The sequence below is a fragment of the Streptomyces coffeae genome (assembly GCF_016741875.1).
Lineage (GTDB): Bacteria > Actinomycetota > Actinomycetes > Streptomycetales > Streptomycetaceae > Streptomyces > Streptomyces coffeae.
Genome location: NZ_JAERRF010000007.1, coordinates 293,443 through 314,874, shown reverse-complemented (window position 1 = coordinate 314,874; position 21,432 = coordinate 293,443). Strand labels below are relative to the sequence as shown.

Annotated in this window: 24 protein-coding genes; 11 read left to right on the top strand and 13 right to left on the bottom strand. The window is 68.8% G+C overall.

Features of this window, described 5'->3' with window-relative positions:
- Positions 1-177: 177 nt before the first annotated feature.
- The 3 genes from JK363_RS14565 to JK363_RS14555 all read right to left on the bottom strand — a co-directional run bounded on the left by JK363_RS14565 (position 178) and on the right by JK363_RS14555 (position 2,583).
- A complete protein-coding gene (locus JK363_RS14565; protein WP_201875289.1) occupies positions 178-1,305 on the bottom strand; it encodes a MerR family transcriptional regulator in 1,128 nt (375 codons plus the stop codon).
- On the bottom strand, positions 1,299-2,084 hold the full coding sequence (locus JK363_RS14560) for a HEAT repeat domain-containing protein (RefSeq protein ID WP_201875288.1): 786 nt from the start codon (positions 2,082-2,084) through the stop codon (positions 1,299-1,301). The genes JK363_RS14565 and JK363_RS14560 overlap by 7 nt, the downstream gene beginning before the upstream one ends.
- 97 nt (positions 2,085-2,181) lie before the next feature.
- Positions 2,182-2,583, bottom strand: coding sequence for a RidA family protein (locus tag JK363_RS14555; RefSeq protein ID WP_201875287.1), 402 nt, complete (start codon positions 2,581-2,583; stop codon positions 2,182-2,184).
- 101 nt (positions 2,584-2,684) lie between these two features.
- Here JK363_RS14555 and JK363_RS14550 point away from each other — a divergent pair, with 101 nt between their 5' ends.
- The 4 genes from JK363_RS14550 to JK363_RS14540 all read left to right on the top strand — a co-directional run bounded on the left by JK363_RS14550 (position 2,685) and on the right by JK363_RS14540 (position 4,324).
- Positions 2,685-3,068: a winged helix-turn-helix transcriptional regulator gene (locus JK363_RS14550; RefSeq protein WP_201875286.1), complete on the top strand. Its 384-nt coding sequence runs from the start codon at positions 2,685-2,687 to the stop codon at positions 3,066-3,068.
- Positions 3,069-3,226: 158 nt separating this feature from the next.
- Entirely contained in the window at positions 3,227-3,604 is a 378-nt protein-coding gene (locus tag JK363_RS14545; RefSeq protein ID WP_201875285.1) for a hypothetical protein, read from the top strand.
- Between the two features lie 121 nt (positions 3,605-3,725).
- On the top strand, positions 3,726-3,860 hold the full coding sequence (locus JK363_RS43795) for a hypothetical protein (protein WP_268981034.1): 135 nt from the start codon (positions 3,726-3,728) through the stop codon (positions 3,858-3,860).
- 29 nt (positions 3,861-3,889) lie between these two features.
- Positions 3,890-4,324, top strand: a complete 435-nt coding sequence (locus tag JK363_RS14540; RefSeq protein WP_201875284.1) for an SMI1/KNR4 family protein — start codon at positions 3,890-3,892, stop codon at positions 4,322-4,324.
- Positions 4,325-4,509: 185 nt separating this feature from the next.
- On the opposite strand, the gene JK363_RS14535 is transcribed toward JK363_RS14540, so the two are convergent.
- Together JK363_RS14535 and JK363_RS14530 are read right to left on the bottom strand one after the other, a co-directional pair.
- On the bottom strand, positions 4,510-5,193 hold the full coding sequence (locus JK363_RS14535) for an ABC transporter ATP-binding protein (protein WP_201875283.1): 684 nt from the start codon (positions 5,191-5,193) through the stop codon (positions 4,510-4,512).
- Complete coding sequence (locus JK363_RS14530; protein ID WP_201875282.1) at positions 5,190-6,278, bottom strand: ABC transporter permease; 1,089 nt, start codon at positions 6,276-6,278, stop codon at positions 5,190-5,192. The genes JK363_RS14535 and JK363_RS14530 overlap by 4 nt, the downstream gene beginning before the upstream one ends.
- Before the next feature lie 171 nt (positions 6,279-6,449).
- Between JK363_RS14530 and JK363_RS14525 the strand changes: the two genes are divergently transcribed.
- Both JK363_RS14525 and JK363_RS14520 read left to right on the top strand, forming a co-directional pair.
- The gene (locus JK363_RS14525) at positions 6,450-7,670 is read left to right on the top strand and encodes a sensor histidine kinase (RefSeq protein WP_201875281.1); all 1,221 of its coding nucleotides are present in this window, start codon (positions 6,450-6,452) and stop codon (positions 7,668-7,670) included.
- Complete coding sequence (locus tag JK363_RS14520; RefSeq protein ID WP_201875280.1) at positions 7,667-8,305, top strand: response regulator; 639 nt, start codon at positions 7,667-7,669, stop codon at positions 8,303-8,305. The genes JK363_RS14525 and JK363_RS14520 overlap by 4 nt, the downstream gene beginning before the upstream one ends.
- Positions 8,306-8,521: 216 nt before the next feature.
- Here JK363_RS14520 and JK363_RS14515 read toward each other — a convergent pair whose 3' ends face one another.
- Positions 8,522-8,743, bottom strand: a complete 222-nt coding sequence (locus tag JK363_RS14515) for a hypothetical protein (protein ID WP_201875279.1) — start codon at positions 8,741-8,743, stop codon at positions 8,522-8,524.
- A gap of 28 nt (positions 8,744-8,771) precedes the next feature.
- Here JK363_RS14515 and JK363_RS14510 point away from each other — a divergent pair, with 28 nt between their 5' ends.
- Together JK363_RS14510 and JK363_RS14505 are read left to right on the top strand one after the other, a co-directional pair.
- Positions 8,772-9,851, top strand: a complete 1,080-nt coding sequence (locus JK363_RS14510; RefSeq protein WP_201875278.1) for a carotenoid oxygenase family protein — start codon at positions 8,772-8,774, stop codon at positions 9,849-9,851.
- Positions 9,852-9,925: 74 nt separating this feature from the next.
- Positions 9,926-10,132, top strand: coding sequence for an SRPBCC family protein (locus JK363_RS14505; protein ID WP_201875277.1), 207 nt, complete (start codon positions 9,926-9,928; stop codon positions 10,130-10,132).
- A gap of 70 nt (positions 10,133-10,202) precedes the next feature.
- Here JK363_RS14505 and JK363_RS14500 read toward each other — a convergent pair whose 3' ends face one another.
- The 5 genes from JK363_RS14500 to JK363_RS43790 all read right to left on the bottom strand — a co-directional run bounded on the left by JK363_RS14500 (position 10,203) and on the right by JK363_RS43790 (position 15,162).
- Positions 10,203-11,156, bottom strand: coding sequence for an AraC-like ligand-binding domain-containing protein (locus JK363_RS14500; protein WP_443726299.1), 954 nt, complete (start codon positions 11,154-11,156; stop codon positions 10,203-10,205).
- A gap of 225 nt (positions 11,157-11,381) precedes the next feature.
- Positions 11,382-13,160: a thiamine pyrophosphate-binding protein gene (locus JK363_RS14495; protein WP_201875276.1), complete on the bottom strand. Its 1,779-nt coding sequence runs from the start codon at positions 13,158-13,160 to the stop codon at positions 11,382-11,384.
- Between the two features lie 35 nt (positions 13,161-13,195).
- Positions 13,196-13,870 carry a hypothetical protein gene (locus JK363_RS14490; protein ID WP_201875275.1) on the bottom strand — a complete coding sequence of 225 codons (675 nt, stop codon included), beginning with the start codon at positions 13,868-13,870 and terminating at the stop codon, positions 13,196-13,198.
- Complete coding sequence (locus JK363_RS14485; RefSeq protein ID WP_201875274.1) at positions 13,867-14,907, bottom strand: 3-oxoacyl-ACP synthase III family protein; 1,041 nt, start codon at positions 14,905-14,907, stop codon at positions 13,867-13,869. Before JK363_RS14485 ends, JK363_RS14490 begins: the two co-directional genes overlap by 4 nt.
- Positions 14,908-15,033: 126 nt before the next feature.
- The gene (locus JK363_RS43790; RefSeq protein WP_268981033.1) at positions 15,034-15,162 is read right to left on the bottom strand and encodes a hypothetical protein; all 129 of its coding nucleotides are present in this window, start codon (positions 15,160-15,162) and stop codon (positions 15,034-15,036) included.
- Between the two features lie 103 nt (positions 15,163-15,265).
- Here JK363_RS43790 and JK363_RS14480 point away from each other — a divergent pair, with 103 nt between their 5' ends.
- Together JK363_RS14480 and JK363_RS14475 are read left to right on the top strand one after the other, a co-directional pair.
- The gene (locus JK363_RS14480) at positions 15,266-16,378 is read left to right on the top strand and encodes an AraC family transcriptional regulator (protein ID WP_307821723.1); all 1,113 of its coding nucleotides are present in this window, start codon (positions 15,266-15,268) and stop codon (positions 16,376-16,378) included.
- 264 nt (positions 16,379-16,642) lie between these two features.
- Complete coding sequence (locus JK363_RS14475; protein WP_201875272.1) at positions 16,643-18,094, top strand: amidase; 1,452 nt, start codon at positions 16,643-16,645, stop codon at positions 18,092-18,094.
- Positions 18,095-18,800: 706 nt separating this feature from the next.
- Here the strand turns inward: JK363_RS14475 and JK363_RS14470 are convergent.
- A complete protein-coding gene (locus tag JK363_RS14470) occupies positions 18,801-19,421 on the bottom strand; it encodes a TetR/AcrR family transcriptional regulator (protein WP_201875271.1) in 621 nt (206 codons plus the stop codon).
- Between the two features lie 166 nt (positions 19,422-19,587).
- Between JK363_RS14470 and JK363_RS14465 the strand changes: the two genes are divergently transcribed.
- Positions 19,588-20,553, top strand: coding sequence for an alpha/beta hydrolase family protein (locus tag JK363_RS14465; RefSeq protein WP_201875270.1), 966 nt, complete (start codon positions 19,588-19,590; stop codon positions 20,551-20,553).
- 114 nt (positions 20,554-20,667) lie between these two features.
- On the opposite strand, the gene JK363_RS14460 is transcribed toward JK363_RS14465, so the two are convergent.
- On the bottom strand, positions 20,668-21,432 hold the full coding sequence (locus tag JK363_RS14460; protein WP_201875269.1) for an SDR family oxidoreductase: 765 nt from the start codon (positions 21,430-21,432) through the stop codon (positions 20,668-20,670).

Sequence of the window (21,432 nt, the reverse complement as noted above, 5' to 3'; positions counted from 1 at the left end):
CGGCGCTGGGATGCTCACGGTTCGGGAATCGTCGGGGTCTTGCGGATCGCCGTCTCCGGACGCCTGGGCGAGCCAGGCGATGACGGCCGACTGGTGGCGGTCCAGCTCCCACCCCGACCGCCGGGAGGTACGTGTCGAGTGCCGCACCACGGCGCACCCGTGAGCCGACAGCGGCGGTCAAGCGGAACCTGGCGGTCGCGCCGTCTCCGATCCCGGCGGCAACATACCGTCGGGACGCGGTCCCGCGGCGCCTCGGTCGCGCGCTTTCAGGAATCCTCGTCGCCTCGGTCTCCCGAGGGACCGCTCGTCGAGAACTCCGACGAAGGCCGAGGCAACGAGGGCGACAGCGGGGTCGTCGTCGTGGGCCAGTTGGCGCAGGACCTCCTGCGCGGTGGTCCCCGACAGCTCGACCAGCGCCTGGGTCAGGCGTATCCGCATCGCCGAGTCCGCGGTGGGCGCGGCGAGTTCGTCGACCAGTGCGGCCATGATCCGGTCCGCGCACCCGGGGTCCTGGGACAGCGTTCCCAAGACCTCTGCCGCGTCGACGTCGTTGGCGCCCTCGACCACCATGCCGACGAGTGTCGGCACGGCCGCGGTCACGCCATGCCTGCCCAACGCCAGAGCGGCGTGCCTGCGCACCGTCGCGTCGGGGTCCCCGATCGCGTCCGCAAGCACCGCGGTCGCCCCCGGGGCCTCGGACATCTCGGCGATCGCCAGCACCGCGCGCCGCCGGATGTCGACGTCCTCCGCGTGCATGCCGGCGGCCAGCGTCGCCACGCCGTCGCCGCCCGATCGGGCGAGCGCCCAGCGCAGGGCGCCCGCGACGTTGGGGTCGGATTCGGCCAGAACCGCCCCGGCCAGCAGCTCGGCGGGGACCGAGACGCCCTCCGGCCGGGCCAGGACGGCCTGCTGCCTGCGCGCGGCGCTGGTCGAGTTGAGCCCCTGCATGAGTTCGACGATGTGCAGGACGTCCTGCCAGCCGGTGGGCGCCGACGCATCGATCGCGCGGAGCCGCTCGAGCAGTTCCTGTTCCCGCTCCAAGCGGTCTTCCGTCCATCGGATGAGGTCGCTGACCAGGGTGGACGGCGTGAAGGCCGGGTCCTCCAGCGCGCGCCCAACCTGCTTGAGCGAGAGCCCGAGGGACCGCAGGCTCTCCACGTGGAAGATCCTGCGGACGTCCTCGGCGGAGTACTCGCGGTAGCCGCCGACAGTGCGACCGGTCGGTCGCACCAGCCCGAGGGCGTCGTAGTGCCGGAGCATCCGGGTGCTCACCCCCGAGTGACGGGCCACATCGCCGATCAACAATGCGCGTTCCCCGCAGTCTTCGTGGCCTTGGCAGCCTCCGTCGACTCGGTCGCCTCCGTGGGCTCGGCGGTCTCCGCGGGCTCCGCGGCGCCGGCAGCAGCGGCTCGTTCCGGGCCGAGTGTGACGACTCGCTTCGCCTCGTCGATGGCCGCGTCGAAACCGGTCTCCGGGTTCTGCTGGAGCAGCTCGGTGGCACGGGCGTGTGTGGCCACCGCCGGGTCGGGGTTCGCCGCGGCCTCCTCCAGGGCGGGCTTGGTCACGTCGCCGAGGTCGACGAGAGCCCGGCTCAGGCTCAGCCGCACATTGCGGTCGCCGCGGCCGAGCTGCATGACCAGTTCGTCGACCAGGTCCTTCTTCTCGTCCTCGGGCACGAGGACGACCGCGACGCGCCACGCGGTCCGCGCGACCTCGTCGTCGGCGTCGCGCAGCATGCCGCGCGTGATCCAGGCCCACGCGCTCGTGTCGCCGATCTTGGAGAGCGTGTGCAACGCCTGGCTGCGGGCCTGAGCGCGCTCAGAGTCGAGTTCCTGGCGAATACGGGGCAGGGTGATCTCCGGCGAGAGGCGGGTCAGCGCCCAGGACAGCATGTCTCGCACGAAGAAGTCCGGCTCGACCGCGCACCGCTCGATGAGCGTCTCCAGGAAGCCAGGGTCGGGGTTCGAGCCGACCGCCAGGGCCGCCTGAAGCCGGACCGACGAGTCCTTGGCGCCCAGGGCGTTGGCCACGCGGGTGTTCCGCGGGGTTCCGTTTGTCGCGTTGATCGGGACCACCTCCTGCACCCAGGGGACTCCTTATCACTGTGTCAAGGTCAAGCCCATGACCGGCGGATCAGAAGATCCTGTGCCGCTCGAAAAGCCATCGTTGCATTGCGCGGGCTCAGGCGGGCAGCTTCGTGTCGACAACGAAGCTGATCTCGATGACCTGGCCGGGGAAGGTCAGTTCAGTGACGCCCACGACCGTGCTGGCCGGGCGGTGGTGGCCGAAATACGCCAGGTTGCCCTCCGCCGTCACCGCGGCGTTCTGCTGCAATTCCACTACGTACAGGGCCTGCGAGTCCACCTGGTTCCGGGTGACTCCGTAGTGGTCCAGGACCTTGTCCATGTTGAGGTAGCTCAACTGGAGTTGAGCGGCGAAGTCGTCCGCGTAGACGAACTCGCCCGCCTCGTCGAGCGAGAGCTGACCGGAGACGTGGATCAGCTCGCCAGACTTGATCGCCTGCGAGTAGCCGAAGTCGCTCTCGGCCGGCACGTTGTGGTTGAAGACATCGAACGTGGCCATGGTGCTCGCCCTTCCGAGTTGCTCTCTTGTGGTTACTCAAAAACTGTAGGAGAGTGACAGCTGACCTGGAAGAACGCACTTTTCGGTGACTGAGGAACCTGATGGTGACCAAGCATCTGCTCAAGGGCCTGCCCGAGGACGCCGACCTGAGGCGCGCGGACTCTCTGGCGCGGGAGATCTTCTCGGACGTCGCCAACAAGTGGGCCCTACTGATCATCGAGGCGCTCGGCGAGCGCACCCTGCGCTTCAGCGAGCTTCGGAACGAGGTCGCGGGTGTCAGCCACAAGATGCTCACCCAGAACCTGCGCATGCTGGAACGCAACGGCTTGGTCGACCGCAAGGTGCACCCCACCGTGCCGCCGCGGGTCGAGTACACCCTCACCGAGCCGGGGCGGGCCCTGCGCGCCGCGGTCGACACCATATGCGGCTGGACCCACCAGTACCTCGGTCACATCGAGAACGCGCGCCGTCACTTCGACGCCTGACGGGCGCGCAGCACCACGCCCCCGTTGCGCGCTTCGGCAGGCCGAGGCCGACCCCTGCTGCTTTGCATGGCGTACGGACGTACGGATAGCGTGATCAACTTCTTGATGCTCGCTCCAGAGCATTGAGCCTTGCCATCGACCTTTACGGGGGATCACCCATGCGCATGCGCACATTGGCGGCGGCCGGCATCACCGGAGCCGCTCTGATCACCACCCTGAGCGGTGGAGTCGCCACAGCCGGAACTCCCGGTCCGGCGCAGAACGCTGACGTTACGTCAGTGACCGCCTCCTGCTACAAGCTGACCGCCAGGGAGACGGTCAACATCCGGGCGCACAGGAAGCTGAACGCCACCGTCAACGGCACACTTCCCAAGGGCAAGTCGGGATGCGGGGACGACGACACCGGAACCGGATTGGAGGGCCAGTCCTACCGCCTCTGCGGCAAGTCGAATAATTCCTGGGTCCACCTGACCTACGGGCGAGTCAGCGGCTGGATACCCGCGTACTGCACCACGCAGTGGAACCCGCGGCCGTAACACCTGCCCCCTTCACGCCCCAACACCTCGGTGCGCCACGAGCTTCCGTCCGGCCCGTGGCGCACTGTCGTGTCCGGCTCAATGGCCCTCGAGCGCCCGGCAATTCGAAGGCGCGAGCTCCATGAGCGAGTACGCGGAATCCACCGCCACCATCATCCACGACTGGCTGGTGAGTATGTCGGTTCCGCTCACGCAGCCGGGGGGCACCTGCCGGGGCAGCAACGCGCGTCCGCTGGCTGAGAGTTCTGCACTGTGAGCCATGCACGAGCTCGTTAGGCTGACTCCATGTGGAAAGAAGTCGCAGGCCAGGCATTCCCTGAGGCCGAGTTCAACTCGCCGGTCGACGCAACCCGGGTGGCCGCTGCGGAGCAACGGCTGAAGTACTCGCTGCCGTCCGAGCTCGTGAGTCTGTTGCAGGAGACCGACGGCATCGTGGGGCGCTATGGGGTGGAGACGGTCTGGCCCCTGGAGCGGATCGTCGAGGATAATCTTCGCTTCTGGTCGGACAGCGCGCTTGCCGACTTGTACATGCCGTTCGAACCGCTTCTCTTCTTCGGTGACAACGGGGATGGCGATCAGTACGCCTTCGTCCGGCGGCCCTCGCGAGCCGACATCTTCGTGTGGGAGCACGAGGACGACAGCCGCTGTTGGGTCGCCCGGGACCTTCAGGACTACCTCGGCCGGTCTCTGGCCGCTGAAGGAGATTGCTGGCATCAGTAGCGGAATTCGACCGCTGGCTCACCAGCCACCCGACCCAGCACGTCGTGATCGGTTCCTTCCTCTGCTGGGTATCGGCCCGGCTGATGACCGGCCCTCTCGAACTGCCCACGCGGGGGCGCCCGTTCGCCGTGAACACCGCCGTGATCGAGGCGCAGTCGGCGCGCACTGGCGTCCTTCTCCACAGGTCAGTGGGTCGCTGTCGAGAGGGTGAGCCTTCCGTCGTGGACTTCGGCGATCTGATCGACGGCGGTGAGGTGGGTGCGGTCGTGGGTGACCAGGACGGTGGCGGTGGCCTGCTGGTGGGTGACTTGGTGGATCAGGTCGATGACAGCGGCGCCGCGTTCGTGGTCGAGGGCGCTGGTGGGTTCGTCGACCAGGAGAACGGTGGGGTCGTTCATCAGGGCGCGGGCGATGTTGATGCGCTGGCGTTGGCCGCCGGAGAGCTGGTGGGGGCGGCGGCCGGCCTGGTCGGCCAGGCCGACCACGGCGAGGAGTTCCATGGCCCGGTTTCGGGCGGTGCGGGGCCTGCGGCCGTCGATCTGGGCCATGACCTGGAGCTGTTCGGCGGCGGTGAGGGAGGGCAGCAGGTTGGGCTGCTGGAAGACGATGCCGATCTTGTGGCGGCGCAGCTCGGTCAGCTCGCCTCGGCTCAGGCCGGTGGTGGAGGTGCCGTCGATGGTGACGGTGCCGACGTCGGGCGTGATGAGGGTGGCGGCGACGGCCAGGAGACTGGACTTGCCGGAGCCGGAGGGACCGACCACAGCAGTCAGACTGCCCTGGGGAACCTCCAGGTTGACGCTGTCAAGGGCAGTCAGGCGGGTGTCACCGTCGGGGTAGACGAGGGTGATGTCGTTCAGCTCGAGGCTCATCGGGCGCTCCCCAGGGCGGTCAGCGGGTCGACGGAGGTGATGCGGCGGATGGACAGAGCGGCTCCGAGGGCACCGAGGGCGATCATCACCGCGGCCGGGATCAGGACGGTGCCGGGGGTGAGGACGAACGGCACGGCACTGCCGGCAACGAGGGCTCCCAGGCCGACGGCGATGCCGGTGCCGGTCAAAGTGCCGCCAGCGAGCAGGACCACGGCCTGGCCGAGGGCGTCCTTGAGCAGGGTGGCAGTGGAGGCGCCCAGGGCCTTCAGGACGGCGACGTCGCCGCTGCGCTGAATGGTCCAGACGGTGAAGAAGGCGCCGATGACCAGGGCGGAGATGGCGAACAGGAAGCCGCGCATCAGCTGTAGGGAGCCGTTCTCGGAGGTGTAGGAACCGATCGCGGACAGCGAGTCGTCGGTGGAGACGGTCTGGGTACCGGCCTGCTGGTCGGTGGCCGCCACATCGGCCTTGGAGGTGGTGTTCAGGGCGATGACAGTGGCGGTCTGACCGTCATCGCCGCCGGTGGGCGGCGCGCTCTGCTGCCAGACATCGAGGCTCGTCCAGATGACCGGGGTGTGGCTGAAGTAGGCGTCGCCCCGCACCGCGGCCACCTTCAGCTGCTGCCCGGCCAGGGTGAGGGAGTCGCCGGTGTTCACCCCGAGGTCGTCGGCGGCCGCGGTGGACAGCACCACCGACTGGTCGTCGATCTTGCTGCTTTCCGGGGCGAGGCGGGAGCCGGCCTGGACGCCGAAGGCGGAGACGGCGGTGCGGTTGTCCCCGGCGGTGGCCCTGGTGGTGGTGATTCCCAGCGGTTCGGCGCTTTCGATGCCGGGGGCCTTGGACCACTGCTGCCACTGCTTCTGGGTGACGGTGGAGTTGGCATACGACAGATCCTGACCGCCGGCGGGATCCTGGAAGGCGATCTTGTCGGCGGGCAATCCCGTGATCGCTGAGATGTTCTGCCGGCCCAGTCCGGCCGTCAGCCCGGACAGCAGCCCGACCAGCAGGGTAATCAGCACGATGACGGTTCCCATCAGGGCGAAGCGCCCCTTGGCGAACGTCAGATCTCTCCAGGCGACGAACACAGCCTTGCCTGTCCTCTCCGGCGGTGGAAGCGGTATGCCTTCACCGTCGCCGCCAGCCCTCCGTGTGCGCGTCTGGCGCAGGACGGCACTTCGCCGGCCGGAAGACAGCACGCGGGTTCCAACTTTCGATGGAGGCCCCGAGCACCATGCTTTCGTAGCCTGGGAGGCACTGTGAACGCCGCTGCCCCCACCCTGACCCCGACCACCCGGGCCCTGGCCTGGTGCCTGCACCTGCTCGTCATCGGCCTGCTGGCCCTGGCCGCCGGGCGGGCCGTAGCCGACGGCGAGCCGCATGCCGGGTTGAAGGTCGCCTCCGCGGTGGCGTGCGCTGCGGTGTACGCAACCGGGCCACTCCTGCCCAGCATCCGCTGTTCCCGGCGGGCCGCCGCGCTGTGGCTGGCCGCTGTGGGAGTCGTGTGGCTGGTGCTGCTGGCCCTGTCCCCCGACGCCGTATGGATGGCGTTCCCGCTGTACTTCCTCCAGCTCCACCTGCTGCCGCGCCGCGCCGGGCTTATCGCCGTGGTTGCCACCGCGGCGGCGGCCATCACCGGCTTCGCCGCCCACCAACGCTCCTTCAGCGCGGCCATGGCGATCGGCCCCGCGCTCGGCGCCGCCGTCGCCGTCGCGGTGGTGTGGGGGTACCAGGCCCTGTACCGCGAGAGTGAACAGCGCAGGCGCCTCATTGAGGAGCTCACCGCCACCCGCGCCAATCTGGCCGAAGTCCAGCACACTGCCGGGGTGCTGGCCGAACGCGAACGCCTGGCCCGCGAGATCCACGACACCCTCGCCCAGGGCCTGTCCAGCATCCAGCTGCTGCTGCGCGCCGCCGAACGCGCCCTGCCCGACCGGCCCGATGCCACCGCCCGCCACGTGGAGGCGGCCCGGCAGGCCGCGGTGGACAACCTCGCTGAAGCCCGCCGCTTCGTCGCCGCACTCACCCCGCCCGCCCTGGAAGGCACCACCCTGGCCGGCGCCTTGGCACGCCTGTGCACCACGACCAGCACCCGCCACCGGATCACCGCACGCTTCCACCTCACAGGCGACCCTGTCCCGCTGGCCACCGCGCACGAAGTCGCCCTCCTGCGCATCGCTCAGTCCGCCCTCGCCAACACCGTGCGCCACGCCCACGCCGCTACCGCCGAGATCACCCTCAGCTACCTCGGCCACCACATCGCCCTCGACGTTGTCGACGACGGCACCGGCTTCGATCCCGGCCGACTGCCCGCCCCCGACCCCGAAAACGGCGGCTTCGGCCTGGCGGCCATGCGCGCCCGCATGCACGCCCTCGGCGGCACCCTGACCATCGAATCCACCCCTGGCCACGGCACCGCCCTGGCCGCCCAACTCCCCCTTACCCCGCCCGCCGACACCGCGCCCGAGGCCCGCCCGTGACCGAAGACACCCCCATCCGCCTCCTCTTGGCCGACGACCACCCCGTGGTCCGGGCCGGACTGCGCGCCGTGCTGGAAACCGAGCCCGGTCTCGTCGTCGTGGCCGAGGCCGCCACCGCCGAGAACGCCGTCGCCCGCGCCACCGAGGGCGACATCGACGTCGTGCTCATGGACCTACAGTTCGGCAAGGGCATGGGTGGCGCCGAGGCCACCGCCCAGATCACCGCCCGACCGGACGCCCCCCGCGTTGTGGTCATCACCACCTACGACTCCGACGCCGACACCCTGACCGCCATCGAAGCCGGCGCCACCGGCTACCTCCTCAAGGACGCCCCGCCCGAAGACCTGGCCGCCGCCGTACGCACCGCCGCCGTCGGCCGTACCACCCTGGCCCCCACGGTCGCCGAGAGGCTCATGAACCGGCTGCGCACGCCCGGCACCGCCCTGACCCGACGCGAGACCGAAGTCCTCGCCCTGGTCGCCGACGGCCTGTCCAACCAGGCCATCAGCCACCGCCTCCACCTCACCGAGGGCACCGTCAAATCCCACCTCGCCCGCGTCTACACCAAACTCGGCGTCGGCTCACGCACCGCCGCCGTCGCCACCGCCACCGACCTCGGCCTCATCCGCCGCTGACCCGGCCTCTGGCGATCACCCAGGCGATCCCCTCCAGATCCGGTCCGCCCAGGGGACCCAGCAGTGGCTCCCAAGACAGAAGCCGCACCGCTTCCGGGACTTCCCCGCGACCCGCTGCGCACACAAGGCCGACCGCTTCCTCCCCAGGGTATGGTTGCTGCCCGCGAAAGGCAGCAACCATCTGTCCATCACAGCCCAATGCCGGGCGGCTCAGGATCACCTCGTGTCGTACTCGGCATCCTCCCAGTCGACGCCATACGAGCACTCGGCCTTGGCGTAGCCATAGCGCCAGGCACTGGTGTTGCGCTGCCCGTCTACGCAGGTGATCGTGATGTGCAGGTAGACGCCGGGACACTTCGCGTGGGCCCGGCCGGCGCCGCCGGGCCCGTTGTTGTCGAACCATGTGCTGCAATTGTCGGCCGTCGCCGTGGGGGCCACGACAACGGCATCTCCTTTCCTGGACGGCGTGCCGTTCACCGGAACCGAGCTCGAAGTCAGCGCCGCCGCCACCAACATCATCTTCCACGGGGGCCGCTATCTGGCCCTCCAGGAGGCCAACCTGCCCTGGGAGGTCAGCGCCGACCTCGACACGATCGGCGTCCACGACTTCGGCGGCAAGCTCACCAGCTCGATGACCGCCCACCCCAAAGAAGACCCGGAGACCGGCGAGCTGCACTTCTTCAGCTACAGCCCCTTCCCGCCGTACCTGACCTACTACGTGGCCGACGCCTCCGGCGACATCGTCAAGTCGGAAGTCATCGACGGCTCCGGCCCGTCGCTCATGCACGACTGCGCCATCACCCGCGAGCACGTCGTCTTCATCGACTCGCCGGTGGTCTTCGATCACGCGGAGCCGTCCGGTATCCCCTACCGCTGGCACGACGACGTCCCGCTGCGTATCGGCGTGCTGCCGCGTGCCGGGGGCAAGACCACCTGGTTCGAAGTGGCCGACCAGGCGGCGCTGTTGCACGTCGCCAACGCCTACACCGACGCACAGGGCCGGATCATCCTCGAAGCACCACGCTTCGACCGTTCCGCCTGGGAGAGCTCGTGGAAGTGGTGGTTCGGCGCGCCCGGCTACGGCACCAGCCCCGACGCCGGCTCGACCTTCTACCGGTGGATCATCGACCCGGCCACGGGCAAGGTCACCACTGAGTCCCTCAACGACCTGGCCACCGAGTTCCCGTCGATCAACGACGCCCACACCGGTTCGGCCTACCGCTACAGCTACGCCATCGCCTTCCCCGGCGCGGGCCTGTCGGGCTACCACACCGTCAAGTTCGATACGCAGACCGGCCAGGAGAAGCTGCTCGCGCACGGCGAGGGCCGGATGCCCGGTGAGGCCGTCTTCGCGCCTGCCGAGGGCGGGACCGCCGAGGACGACGGCTACCTGCTCACCATCGTCAGCGACCTCAAGGCCGACGCCTCGGAGTTGCTCGTCCTGGACGCGAGCGACCTGAGCACCGTGGCCGCCGTCGAACTCCCCCGCAGGGTGCCCGCCGGCATCCACGGCCACTGGATCCCCGACTTCGAACTGCCCGCCTGACCCGCCCCAGCCGCCCGGGCCGCCGTTGAATCCCCCGCGACGGTGGCCCGGGCCCCCGACACCGAGGAACCGCCATGCACCGCATCCTGTGGGGCGGTCCCGCGCACGGCATCACCGGCGTGCACGAGTGGACCTTCACCGAGGACGGCGACGGCGTCGTGGTCCGCACCCGGGAGTCCTGGGCGGGCGCGCCGGTCGACGCCGACCGGGACAACCTCGCCGCCGCGCTGGACGACTCGCTCAGCACCTGGCTCGACGCCCTGAAGAAAGCGGCGGAGTAGTGGCCGAGCCTCGGCCACCCGATGGACGACCAGGGCAACAGACGCGTCGATCCCAGCTACGCTGCACTTCTCAATACTGTCGGCGGAATTCCCGTGGCGTCAATCCGTACGTTCTGCGGAAGATCCGGCTGAAGTCGGCGCCGCAAGGGAAGCCGCAGCGCGCCGCGAGGGCGTAGATCGGGGTGTCGTTCAAGGCCGGGTCAGCGAGGTATCGGCGCACGCGTTCCAGGCGTCGCCGGCGGATCCAGGCGGCGAGTGTCTCCTCCTCCTGCTGGAAGACGCGGTGCACGTAGCTGGGGGAGATGTGGTGCGCTTCGGCGATGGATCGCGGTGTGAGCTCGGGATCGTCCAGGTTTTCCTCGATGAAGGCCCGGATCCGCAAGCTCAGAGTCCGCTGGCGAGTCTCCGGCGGCAGGAAGGTTTCCCGGTCCAGGACATGGGCCAACAGAGATGACAGCAGGTCAACAATGATCGAACCCAGCCGGGGGCCGTCCGCGGGGCCGTACGGTCCAGTGTCCTTCGCCAACTGACCCAGCAGCTGTGCCAGTAGGCTTCCGTAGCCTTCATCTCCCGGCAATCGCCGGGTGAGCAGCAGGTCGGCCTTCTCCTTGCGCAAGGGCACCAGTTTCCTCGGCACCTCCAAGCCCACCCCGTGCAGGCGGCTCGTGACGCAGTGGAACGGCTGCGAGGTATCCACCACGTACATCTCACCGGGCCCGTGGACGGCCTCCCGGCCCGCCTGGGTGATGCCGACCGAACCGGTGATCGGGAAGGTGAGGTGGTAGTACTCCGGGTCGGAGTGCCGGATAAGGCGGGGCGTCCTCCGCCAGCTCATGGGCTCCACGGTCGTCGGCCACACGCTGACAGGCTGAAGTTCCAACACCCGTGTCTCCGCCTGGAAGTGCTCCGGGTGTTCGCTGTCAAGGTCCATGGGGCACAGGGTTTTCGACATCAGATCCCGCCAGCAGTCGAACCTGTCAGCCGGGTCCACCTCGCCGGTCCGGAACACCGTCGCTCCCTGCACCAGCCCCTCCTCGCCATGCCCCGTTCCGGCTATTGTCGCCCAGAAGGCTGACACAGCCGCCTCTACGGTTCACAGCGGATCGCCTCCCCGCCCGTGGGATGACCGGAACTCGCTTCCCAGCCATGGCCAATGGGTCGGCGCTGTACGCCGAGGGGCGGTGTGGTGTGCCCCGGCAGAGCGATGCCCGAGGTGCGTCCTATGAGGGCCGAGGGCCCGCCGGCGTGCCTAGGACGAGACGGCCGCGCAGACCGACGCGTCGTCGGCGCGCGGCACCGGCACGGTCGGCTCGTCCGGCGGCAGGAGGGTGGTGAACGGCGGCATCTCCTCGGCGGGGATGCGGAGTTCGAGGACACCGGGAAGGTCCGGGTGCCGCTCGTGGTAGTCGGCGAGGCGGGCGCGCAGCTCCGCGGCCGTGCCCGCGCTGCCGACCCACAGCCGGTCGGACGGGCCCAGACCGCGGGCCACCTGGGCGACGTCCACCGGTGCGTACTGGACGCACTCGATCCGCGCCTCGAAGAATGTCTGCTGGCGGGTGGCGCACATGCCGTGCATGTTGTTGTTGAAGATGACGAAGAGCACCGGGAGCCGCAGATCGACGGCCGTGTGCAGTTCGAGCCCGTTCATCAGGAAGGCGCCGTCACCGCACAGCACAGTGGTGCGGGTGCCGGACGGCGAGCCCAGCTGGGCGCCGACCGCGGCGGCCAGGCTGTAACCCATCCCGCCCATGCCGAGCGCGATCGTCGAGGTGCCGCCGGCCGGCACCTCGGAGAGGTGGATCGCCGCCGACGCGCAGTTGCCGGCGTCGAGCACCACATGACCGTCACGGGGGAGGTACGCCGTCAGCAGCGAGATCGCCTCGCTCTGGAGCAGATCGTCGCCGTCGACGCCGTGCCCGGGCGGCCGGGACGGGACCGGGGGCGCGAGCCGGGGCAGGAACCGGCGCAGCTCGTACGCGCCCGGCGCCGGCACCTCGAAGGGCTCGGCGTCCCACAGCCGCAGCAGATGCTCGAAGGTGACGCCGGCCTCACCCCGTACGACGATCCGCGGGGCGACGGCCCGGACGGCCTCCCCGGGGTCGGGGTTGACCACCGCCACCGCCGCGCCGTTCAACTCCGGCACCGGGCCCCGGGTCATCATGTTCAGCCCGGTGCCTACGGCGACCACCAGGTCCGCGTCGAGCACGGTGTCGACCACGGAGCTGTGGCCGGCCACCCCGAGCACACCGAGGTAGCGCGGATCGTCATTGGGGAACTCGGCCCGCGCGGACATCGTGGTCGCCACGCGAAGCCCCGTGCGCCGGGCGAACCGCACCACGGCCGATGGGTTGTCGCTCCTGCGCACACCGTGCCCCAGCACGAGGACTGGCCGCTTCGCCTGGCGTATCTCGTCGAAGAGCGTGCGCGCCGCCTCACGGTCGAACGTCGGGGGATCCGCCGCCCCCGCGAGCGTCGCGGGGAAGCCGTCGGGACGGTCCCCGACCTCCGCCTCGAAGACGTCACGCGGTACCAGGACCGCCACCGGCCCGGGCCGCCCGCTGAGCGCGGTCCGTACGGCGTCGAGCACATCGCGCCAGAAGGTCTCCGGCGGGCCCAGCTTGACGACCTTCTTGGTGATCGCGCCCAGTATCGCCTCCGCATCGACCGTCCGGCCGATGCCCGACGAGTCCTGGAAGGCGCCGCGGCCCTCCAGGGCGGTGGGCGGCTGGCCGATCAGGGCCAGTACAGGAACGGACTCGGCATACGATTCGGCGAGCCCGACGGCGAGGTTCATCATCGCCCCACCCGACGTCGCACAGCAGACCCCGAGGGTGCGGTGCACCCTCGCCCGGGCATCGGCCATGAACGCCGCACCGTCTTCCCGGCGGGCCATCACCGACCGGAGTTTCCCTTTCCCGAGCCGGTGGATTGCATCATGAAGATGTTCAATGTTCGCTCCGCTGACTCCGAACACATACTTCGTGTCCCAGTCGCGCAAGAGCATGACGAGCGCATCGGAAACGCGCATTCCTCTGATCCCCCGTGTGTGCTTGGTGCGCCCGCTCAGTCGGCGGGCGTAATCGGTGTCCCGACGCCGAAGCGGGTCTCAAGAATGGTCTTCAGATTCCGGGTCTCGATCTTGTGGATCGCATCGAATTGCGGCCAGATGTCGCCGACCCAGTATCGGTCGGTCCTGGCCCGGCCCGCGCGGATGTACTCGGGGACATCCGTGACGGCGCGGTCGTAGTACGGGTGCTTGCAGTTGGTCCACAGGACCACCGTCCCGGGCCGATTGAGTGTACGCGTGGCGTCGATGACGGTGAAGTAGTAGCGCATCCACAGTTCGTGGCCCTGGTCCCAGGCGCACGGGTAGTTGATGAGGCCCTGCTCGGGGCCCTTGAGCGAGTCCGCGCGGACGAAGATCTCGGTGTTCGGCTGGATCGCCTCCCGACCGCGGTACAAACCGCCGCCGACATACGACAGATCCCGGATGCTGAACGTCCACTCCTCAAGGGAGTGCACATTCGCGCAATACTCGAAGACGACGTCGTACGGCACCTCGATGTACTCGGCGAGCGAGCAGTACCGGCCGAATATCTCCTCGTGCGAGTAGCTCTCCTTCGTCATGTCGCGCATCAGCTTTTCGATGTCGCTGCTGCTGGTGTTCTCACAGCGCACCAGATCCAGAGCGGGCAGGTCCGCGCCGTCCAGGGGACGGTTGTGGGACGGTGCTGTCACGAGGTCGTTCTCCTGTCATTCGTCATTCGAGTCTGCGGATTACCGTTCCATCGCACGGTCATCGCACTCACCATGTCGCCCCCGTTGGAGAACGTGCCGAATGCGAGCAGATCGCCCTGCCGGACAAGGCCGTGGTCCAAGGCGTCCGCGAGGGTCACCGGAAGCGACCCGTGAAAGAGATTGCCGTACTTGGCGAGCGTGTCGTGAGCGCGCGGCCTGTCGATACCGCACCGTCGGCGCCACTCCGCGATGTACTCGTCATTGGGCTGGTGGGTGATGAGCAGCGATACGTCCTCGGCCGTCACCCCGGCCTGCTTCAGCGCATGCGCCACGGCCTCCGGCACCAGCGTCAGTGCGTTCTCCCGCAGCAACTCCAGCCGCTCACGGGTGAAATTGACCGTGATGGGACCGCAGCCTCGCTGCCAGTAGTTCCGGAACACGCCGTCCACGAAATCGGGTTCAAAGCGGAGCAGCCCGTAATGCGCGCCGTGCGAGCGCTCGAAGCCGGAGAGAATGGACGGGTCCCCGGGCGTCAACAGGGTCGCCGTGGCTCCGTCGCCGAGCACCCGCGAGCGCGTGGAGCGCTGGAACTCGGGGAGCCGTGAGACGAAGTTGGTCACCGTCAGCACGACAATGTTCCGGTGCTGCCCGGATTCGATGAACGCCTGCGCCGTACGCAGCCCGGAAAGCCACGAACAGCAGCTCGTGTCGACCTGAAGAATCGTCGCCCCGTCCGCGCCGACCCTGCCCTGGACATCCGACCCGATACCTGGCCAGAACGTGTCGTTGAACTGGCAGCTGTAGATGATGAGATCCAGCTCGCCCGCAGACATTCCGGTCCGGTCGAGCAATTTCTGTACGGCGCGCACCCCGAGATCCGCCGAGGAGTACTCCGGCGAGGCGAAGCGACGCTCCGCGACCCCCCGGAAAAAGGCGTGCTCCGCCAATTCGTCGTCATCGTGCGAGTGCTCGCCATTCGAGACCACTCGATCCGGCATAAAGCTGACAACATCGACTATCCGCGCGGATAGCGACATCTCATCCCCCAGGTCAAGAAAGTGTGCTTTTGCTGATGGCTCCCCCGGCAGCCTGCCGCGCCGGACCTACTGCAATCCCCCTGGCCTACGACAATTCCCCCGTTGATCAGCGGAGTTCCCCTTTGCTTACCGCAGTTCCCCCCACTTGCCCTCGGCCGCCGAGCGGTTGACGTACGCCGTGAAATCGGCGGGCTGCCGTCCGAGCGCCTGCTGCACCCTCTCGCTCAGCCGCTCGTCCCACCCGTTCCGGATCACCTCGAACAAGCCCGCGAGCAGCCCCGCGTGCTCGTCCGGCAGCCCGGCCGAGGTGGCGCCGAAGCGGCAGCCCCGCGGGCGTCCCCCCGAGGACGGTCGCGGTATGGGTCATGCCTGGAATCCAACCGGACGCCGGGCCCCCGATGGCATGGCTGAGCGTCCATCGCGCATGTCCGTTCGTCCACGATGCGCACATCCGTTCGTCTACGGTGAACCCGTGGACCTGCTCGCGGACTTACTTCGGCATTCCAGGGCGCGTGGTGCCGCCGTCGCACGGTCGATCGTTCAACCACCGTGGTCCGTCTGCTACTTGGACGCGGCGCCGGTGTCCATACATGCCGTCGTACGAGGCAGCGCCTGGCTGCTCATGGACGGCGAGCCGCCGAGGCGACTACACGCCGGCGATATCGCCATCGTCCGGGGTCCGCAGCCGCACACCCTCGCCGACGACCCCGCCACCCCGGCGCACATCGTCGTCTACGGTCCGAACCGGTACGCGCCGGCCGGCGAACCCCCTGACAGGGCGGGCGACCGCCCGCGGGTCTCGGCGGGCCACACCTACGGCCGGCGGCGCCACGGGGACAGCGAGGGGGACCACCAGGGGGATCGCGACGGGGATACGGCCCTCATCCGGGGCGCCTACCAATGCGCCGACGATGTCTCACCGTGGCTGCTCGAGTCGCTGCCTCCGGTCCTGGTGCTGTCCGGCGCGACCGGTGCACAGAGGATCCTCGAACTCGTCGGCACCGAGGTCGACCGCCCCGAACCCGTCCAGTCCGTGGTCCTGGACCGGCTGCTCGACCTCCTGTTCATGGTCTCGCTGCGCACGTGGTCGGAGCGGCAGGACAGCGACCCGCCACGTTGGCGCCGGGCCATGGCCGACCCCGCCATCGGTCGCGCGCTGCAACTGCTGCACCAGCACCCGTCCCGCCCCTGGACCGTCGGCACACTGGCCGACACCGTCGGACTCTCCCGCTCCGGATTCGCCCGCCGCTTCCACACCCTGGTCGGCCGGCCCCCGATCAGCTACCTGTCCCAGTTGCGCATCACCCTCGCCGCCGAGCTGCTGACCGAGCCGGGCCAGACCCTGGACAGCATCGCCCGCACCGTCGGCTACGCGGACGCGTTCTCGCTCAGCAGCACCTTCAAGCGGGTGCGGGGAGTCAGCCCCAACGAGTACCGGGACGAGTTGGGCGGTGTCGGCGGGCTGTCGTGAAGGAGCCGCCTGCATGCGACCACAACCCCGAGATATGGACGCATGGGAAGGCGTATGGGAAGCGGGCTATGAGGTGGCTTTTCACGCGGAGAGCGGGGTTCAGAGTGTTTCGGTGACGGTGAAGTATCCCTATGTGGGACTTGCGGAGAGCGTGAACTCTCCCCGCGAATATCCGCTCACCCAGTTCCCAGGGCCAATGCGGTGCATCCCCTTGCGCGAAGCGGCATTTCATGGCCTGCTCCAGAGGCCGGTACGGTCGGATTCATGGAGTGGAATTTTCAGACGGCAGAAAAACTCGCGGCTGCCTTGCGTGCCGGTGAAGTGACCTCGGCGGAACTGACCGACGAGGCGATCGCCCGTATCGAGCGGGACGACAAGGCGATCAACGCGATCTGTGTGCCGGACTTCGACCGTGCACGGGCCGCCGCCCGCGGTACCGACCGGGCGCGCGCCCGCGGTGAGGACCGGCCGCTGCTGGGTATTCCGGTGACGGTCAAAGAGTCCTACAACATGGCTGGGCTGCCCACGACCTGGGGCATGCCGCCGCAGGCGAACTTTATGCCGGCCGAGGACGCGGTGCAGGTGTCGCGGCTCAAGGCCGCGGGCGCGGTGGTGCTCGGTAAGACCAATGTGCCGGTGGGGCTGCAGGATATCCAGAGCTTCAACGAGATCTACGGCACCACCAACAATCCGTGGGATCACGGTCGCACCTCGGGTGGGTCCTCGGGCGGATCAGCGGCGGCCCTGGCGTCCGGGTTCGGCGCGCTGTCCATCGGCTCCGACCTCGCCGGCTCGTTGCGCACCCCCGCGCATTTCTGCGGCATCTACGCGCACAAGCCGACACTCGGACTGGTGGCAACCCGCGGCATGGTCGCGCCGCCGGCACCGCCGATGCCGGTCGACCTCGACCTCGCCGTCGTCGGTCCGATGGCGCGCACCGCCCGCGACCTCACGCTCCTGCTCGACGTCATGGCCGGACCGGACCCGCTGACGCACGGTGTGGCGTACGACGTGACGCTGCCGCCCGCGCGCCACGAGCGGCTCGGCGACTTCCGGGTCCTGGTGCTCGAGGAGCATCCGCTCATTCCGACCGGGTCCGCTGTGCGGGCGGGCGTGAACCGGGTGGCCGAAGCGCTTGCCGACGGCGGCGCCCGCGTCGAACGGCACACTCCGCTGCTGCCCGATCTGGCCGAAGCCGGGACGCTCTACACGCAGTTGCTGGTCTCGGGCTCCGTCGCGCGTTTTCCCATCGACGCCTACGAGCAGCTGCAGACCCGCGCCGCCGGACTGAGCGCAGACGACCAGAGTCTCGACGCGGCGCGGCTGCGCGCCATGGTGTTCAGCCACCGCGACTGGATCGAGGTGAACAACCGCCGCGAGCTCCACCGCCACGGCTGGCGGCAGCTCTTCACCGAGTTCGACGCCGTGGTCTGTCCGATCACGCCCACTCCCGCGTTCCCGCACGACCACAACCCCAATCCGCTGGAACGCCGGATCGACATCGACGGCGTCGAGTACCCGTACTTCGACCAGCTCGTCTGGGCCGGTCTGGCCACTATGCCCGGCCTGCCCGCCACCGCCATACCAGCGGGCCGGTCCCCCGAGGGTCTGCCGGTGGGAGTGCAGCTCATCGGCCCGATGTTGGAGGACCGCACCCCGCTGCGGCTGGCCGAACTGCTCGAGCAGAAGATCGGCGGCTTCCAGGCACCGAAGTAGGGCGTACGACCGGGTGTCCGTCGAGCACAACACGCGCCCCGCATCGACGCGTTCGTGGCCGACGGGGAGAACCGGCCCGGCTAGGTATGGGTGGCGCGTCGTACGACCGCGTCCCGTAACGCGCGCAGCCGTACGAGGCCGGGCTGCCTGTCGGCCGCCACCGCTTTCTCCGCGCGATGCTGTGCCTCGGCGACCGTCCGTGCGAGACCGGCTTTCCGCCGGCAGCCCGCGTCCTGCTGGGAGAGCTTCAGCTCGTGGCGAGCGACAGCGCGGAGTGCGGTCCGGTCCGCCGCGGCTCGACGGAGCCGACTCCTGCTTCCCCGGCAGCCGGACATGGACCTGGTGTGCCTTCGTTCCGAGCAGGGCCTCGCGCCACTGGTGTTCACGGGATCGAGCTTTGTTGGGGTCATGGGGCATCCGCTGCAGGTGGCATGCTCAGGATTCATTTCACCAGTGACGACCTGGCACGGATCACCCTGGCGCCAGGAGCTGATCCGCTGTGGGAAGTGCTGCTGAGTTCCTATCGACTGCGGCGCCAAGAAGGAGCCGCGACCTTCGGGCATTGGAAGCGCTCCGTCCTCCGCGAAGCCGGACTGATCACCAGCCAACGCCACCGCAACTCCGTGATTCACACGGTCACTTGCCTGGGCCGGTCGCTCCTCAACGGTCTGGATCCACGCCGCCGCATACGGGCCCACCGTCGACATCAGGATGACTGCGGTCGCTGTAGTCCCTGAAGGAGAAGTTCGACCAAGCGGCGCGGGTCATAGCGTGGGTCGCTGTCACGTCCGATGCAGAGGTTGCCGATGCCGCGCATCAGTTCGTAGGCGTGGATACCGGGCCTGATTTCTCCGGCGTTGACCGCGGCGTCGAGCAACTGCGCGCAGACGGGCAGCAAGCGGTCCAGGAAATAGCTGTGGAGCGCGGCGAAGCCGCTGTTGTCCGATTGTAGTGCGTTGGCGAGTCCATGCTTCGTGACCAGGAAATCCACGAAGAGGTCGATCCACTGACGGAGTGCTGCAAGCGGAGACTCGGCACTGGCCAGCAGGCTCGGGCCCGCCTCGGCGCATGCCTCGACCTGATGGCGGTAGACGGCGCCGACCAAATCCGAGCGGGTCGGGAAGTGGCGGTAGATCGTCCCCATCCCGACGCCCGCCTTGGCCGCGATCTCGCGGATCGGCGCATCGACGCCGGAGGTCACGAACACCTCAGCGGCGGCGGCAAGCAGCGTCTGCTGGTTGCGCAGCGCGTCGGCTCGCTTGCTTCGGGCCGGGACCTCCCCGGACTGGCTTGTCGTGGACACCACGCTCTCCCTTCCCGGGGGCATCGACGAAGCGGAACGGCGTTCCGTTTACAACCGGAGCAGTGTTCCGTATATTAAGTGGAACGGCGCTCCGCTTTCAGCGTAGCTGACGCCGGCCGATCCCGTCCGCCTCATCCGTCACCAGCGGCATGAGATCGACAGCAGACGCCCTCGAAGGGAAAGACGCATCATGAGTGCATCGACGTACGCATCCGGCATCGTCAACTCACCCGCTCCCGTCCTCTCGGTCAGTCCGGTGGCGCTCCCGGCTCCCGGCCGAGCCGTGGACATACAGGTGCGAGTCTCCGCGCCCGTGACCGGAGACAAGCTGCCGATCATCCTCCTCTCGCACGGCCAAGGGCCCTCCAACAACCTCTCCTCGCTCAACGGCTACGCGCCCCTGGCCAACTTCTGGGCAGCGCACGGCTTCGTCGTGATCCAGCCAACTCACCTGAGCTCCAAGACGCTGAGCCAGGTCCTGGATCCCGACACCCCCGGGGCGCCTCTGTACTGGCGTTCGCGGACCGAGGACATGCGGCGCATCCTCGACCGGCTCGACGTGATCGAAGCCGCCGTCCCGCAGCTCCTCGGGCGCCTGGACCCGGACAAGGTCGCCGTAGCCGGGCACTCGATGGGCGGGCACACCGCAAGCCTGCTGCTGGGTGCCCGGCTCACCGATCCGGACGAGGGAACCGAAGTAGACCTGGCGGAGCCCCGAATCAAAGCGGGTGTGTTGCTCGCCGCGCCCGGCAGAGGGGGCGATGCCCTCACCGGGTTCGTGGCCGAGAACTATCCCTTCTTCCTGACCACGGATTTCTCCGAGATGACGACGCCCACGCTGGTGGTCGCCGGCGACAGGGACGCGTCTGCCCATATGACGGTTCGGGGTCCGGACTGGCATACCGATCCGTACGTCCTCTCCCCGGGCCCCAAGTCCTTGCTGACCCTGTTCGGCGCGGAGCACGGGCTCGGCGGTGTCTCGGGATACGACGTCGCTGAGACCACGGACGAACACCCCGATCGAGTGTCCGCGGTCCAGCAACTCAGCTGGGCCTACCTCCGCACCATCCTCTACCCCGGGGATTCCGCTTGGCAGGCGGCGCGTAACGCGCTGACGACCGGTGCGAACCCCCTCGGACGGATCGATTCCAAGTAGCCCTGAGCTGAGCCGCTGTTCAGAAACTCATCACTGCCAGTGAGGCTGCTGCATGCCGGGGTGGACGCTGTCGCCGAACGAGTCGTACGCGATCCGTGTGCTTCCTGACCAGGTCTAGGCGGCGAAGCCGCCGTCGATGGTGAGGCTCGCGCCGGTGACGAACGCGGATTCCGGGCCCGCCAGATAGGCGGTCAAGGCCGCGATCTCATCGGGGGCCGCGAAGCGGCCCAGTGCCATCCACCCCCGCATACTGTCCGCCATCGGGCCGTCCGCGGGGTTGGCCTCGGTGTCGGTGGGGCCGGGCTGCACGTTGTTCACGGTGATGCCACGGGGGCCCAACTCCCGTGCCAGACCGCGGGTCAGCCCCGCGACCGCCGCCTTGGTCATGGCGTAGACGGAGCCGCCGGGGAAGGGAACCCGGTCGGCGTTCACACTGCCGATGGTGATGACGCGCCCGCCCGGGGGCAGATGGCGAAGCGCGGCCCTGATGGCAGTGAGCACGCCGCGGATGTTGACGTCGATCATCGTGTCAACGGTTTCCTGGGGCAGTTCGTCCACGGGCCCGAAGACGCCGCCTCCCGCATTGTTGACGAGGACGTCCAGGCGGCCCAGGTTCTCGGCCGCCTCATCGACGGCGGCCGAAATGGCGGCGGGGTCGGCGCTGTCCGCACGGATGGTCTGTGCATGGCCTCCTCGCCGGCGGATGCCGTCGGCCACTTCCTCTGCGGCGTCCTTGGAGCGGGCGTAGGTGAGCGCTACCGCGGCGCCGTCGGCCGCGAGACGTTCGGCGATGGCGGCGCCGATGCCCCGCGAACCTCCTGTCACCAGGGCCCCTTTGTTCTTCAGAGGGGTTCGGCCGGCGGCTGGTGTGTACGGCAT

What these genes read in the sequence shown, in the direction of transcription:
- JK363_RS14555 (WP_201875287.1), bottom strand. Translation starts at nt 2,583, where the DNA reads ATGGCCACGTTCGATGTCTTCAACCACAACGTGCCGGCCGAGAGCGAC.
- JK363_RS14550 (WP_201875286.1), top strand. Translation starts at nt 2,685, where the DNA reads ATGGTGACCAAGCATCTGCTCAAGGGCCTGCCCGAGGACGCCGACCTG.
- JK363_RS14545 (WP_201875285.1), top strand. Translation starts at nt 3,227, where the DNA reads ATGCGCATGCGCACATTGGCGGCGGCCGGCATCACCGGAGCCGCTCTG.
- JK363_RS43795 (WP_268981034.1), top strand. Translation starts at nt 3,726, where the DNA reads ATGAGCGAGTACGCGGAATCCACCGCCACCATCATCCACGACTGGCTG.
- JK363_RS14540 (WP_201875284.1), top strand. Translation starts at nt 3,890, where the DNA reads ATGTGGAAAGAAGTCGCAGGCCAGGCATTCCCTGAGGCCGAGTTCAAC.
- JK363_RS14535 (WP_201875283.1), bottom strand. Translation starts at nt 5,193, where the DNA reads ATGAGCCTCGAGCTGAACGACATCACCCTCGTCTACCCCGACGGTGAC.
- JK363_RS14505 (WP_201875277.1), top strand. Translation starts at nt 9,926, where the DNA reads ATGCACCGCATCCTGTGGGGCGGTCCCGCGCACGGCATCACCGGCGTG.
- JK363_RS14495 (WP_201875276.1), bottom strand. Translation starts at nt 13,160, where the DNA reads ATGCGCGTTTCCGATGCGCTCGTCATGCTCTTGCGCGACTGGGACACG.
- JK363_RS14485 (WP_201875274.1), bottom strand. Translation starts at nt 14,907, where the DNA reads ATGTCGCTATCCGCGCGGATAGTCGATGTTGTCAGCTTTATGCCGGAT.
- JK363_RS14480 (WP_307821723.1), top strand. Translation starts at nt 15,266, where the DNA reads ATGGGTCATGCCTGGAATCCAACCGGACGCCGGGCCCCCGATGGCATG.
- JK363_RS14475 (WP_201875272.1), top strand. Translation starts at nt 16,643, where the DNA reads ATGGAGTGGAATTTTCAGACGGCAGAAAAACTCGCGGCTGCCTTGCGT.
- JK363_RS14470 (WP_201875271.1), bottom strand. Translation starts at nt 19,421, where the DNA reads ATGCCCCCGGGAAGGGAGAGCGTGGTGTCCACGACAAGCCAGTCCGGG.
- JK363_RS14465 (WP_201875270.1), top strand. Translation starts at nt 19,588, where the DNA reads ATGAGTGCATCGACGTACGCATCCGGCATCGTCAACTCACCCGCTCCC.
- JK363_RS14460 (WP_201875269.1), bottom strand. Translation starts at nt 21,432, where the DNA reads ATGCCGTACACACCAGCCGCCGGCCGAACCCCTCTGAAGAACAAAGGG.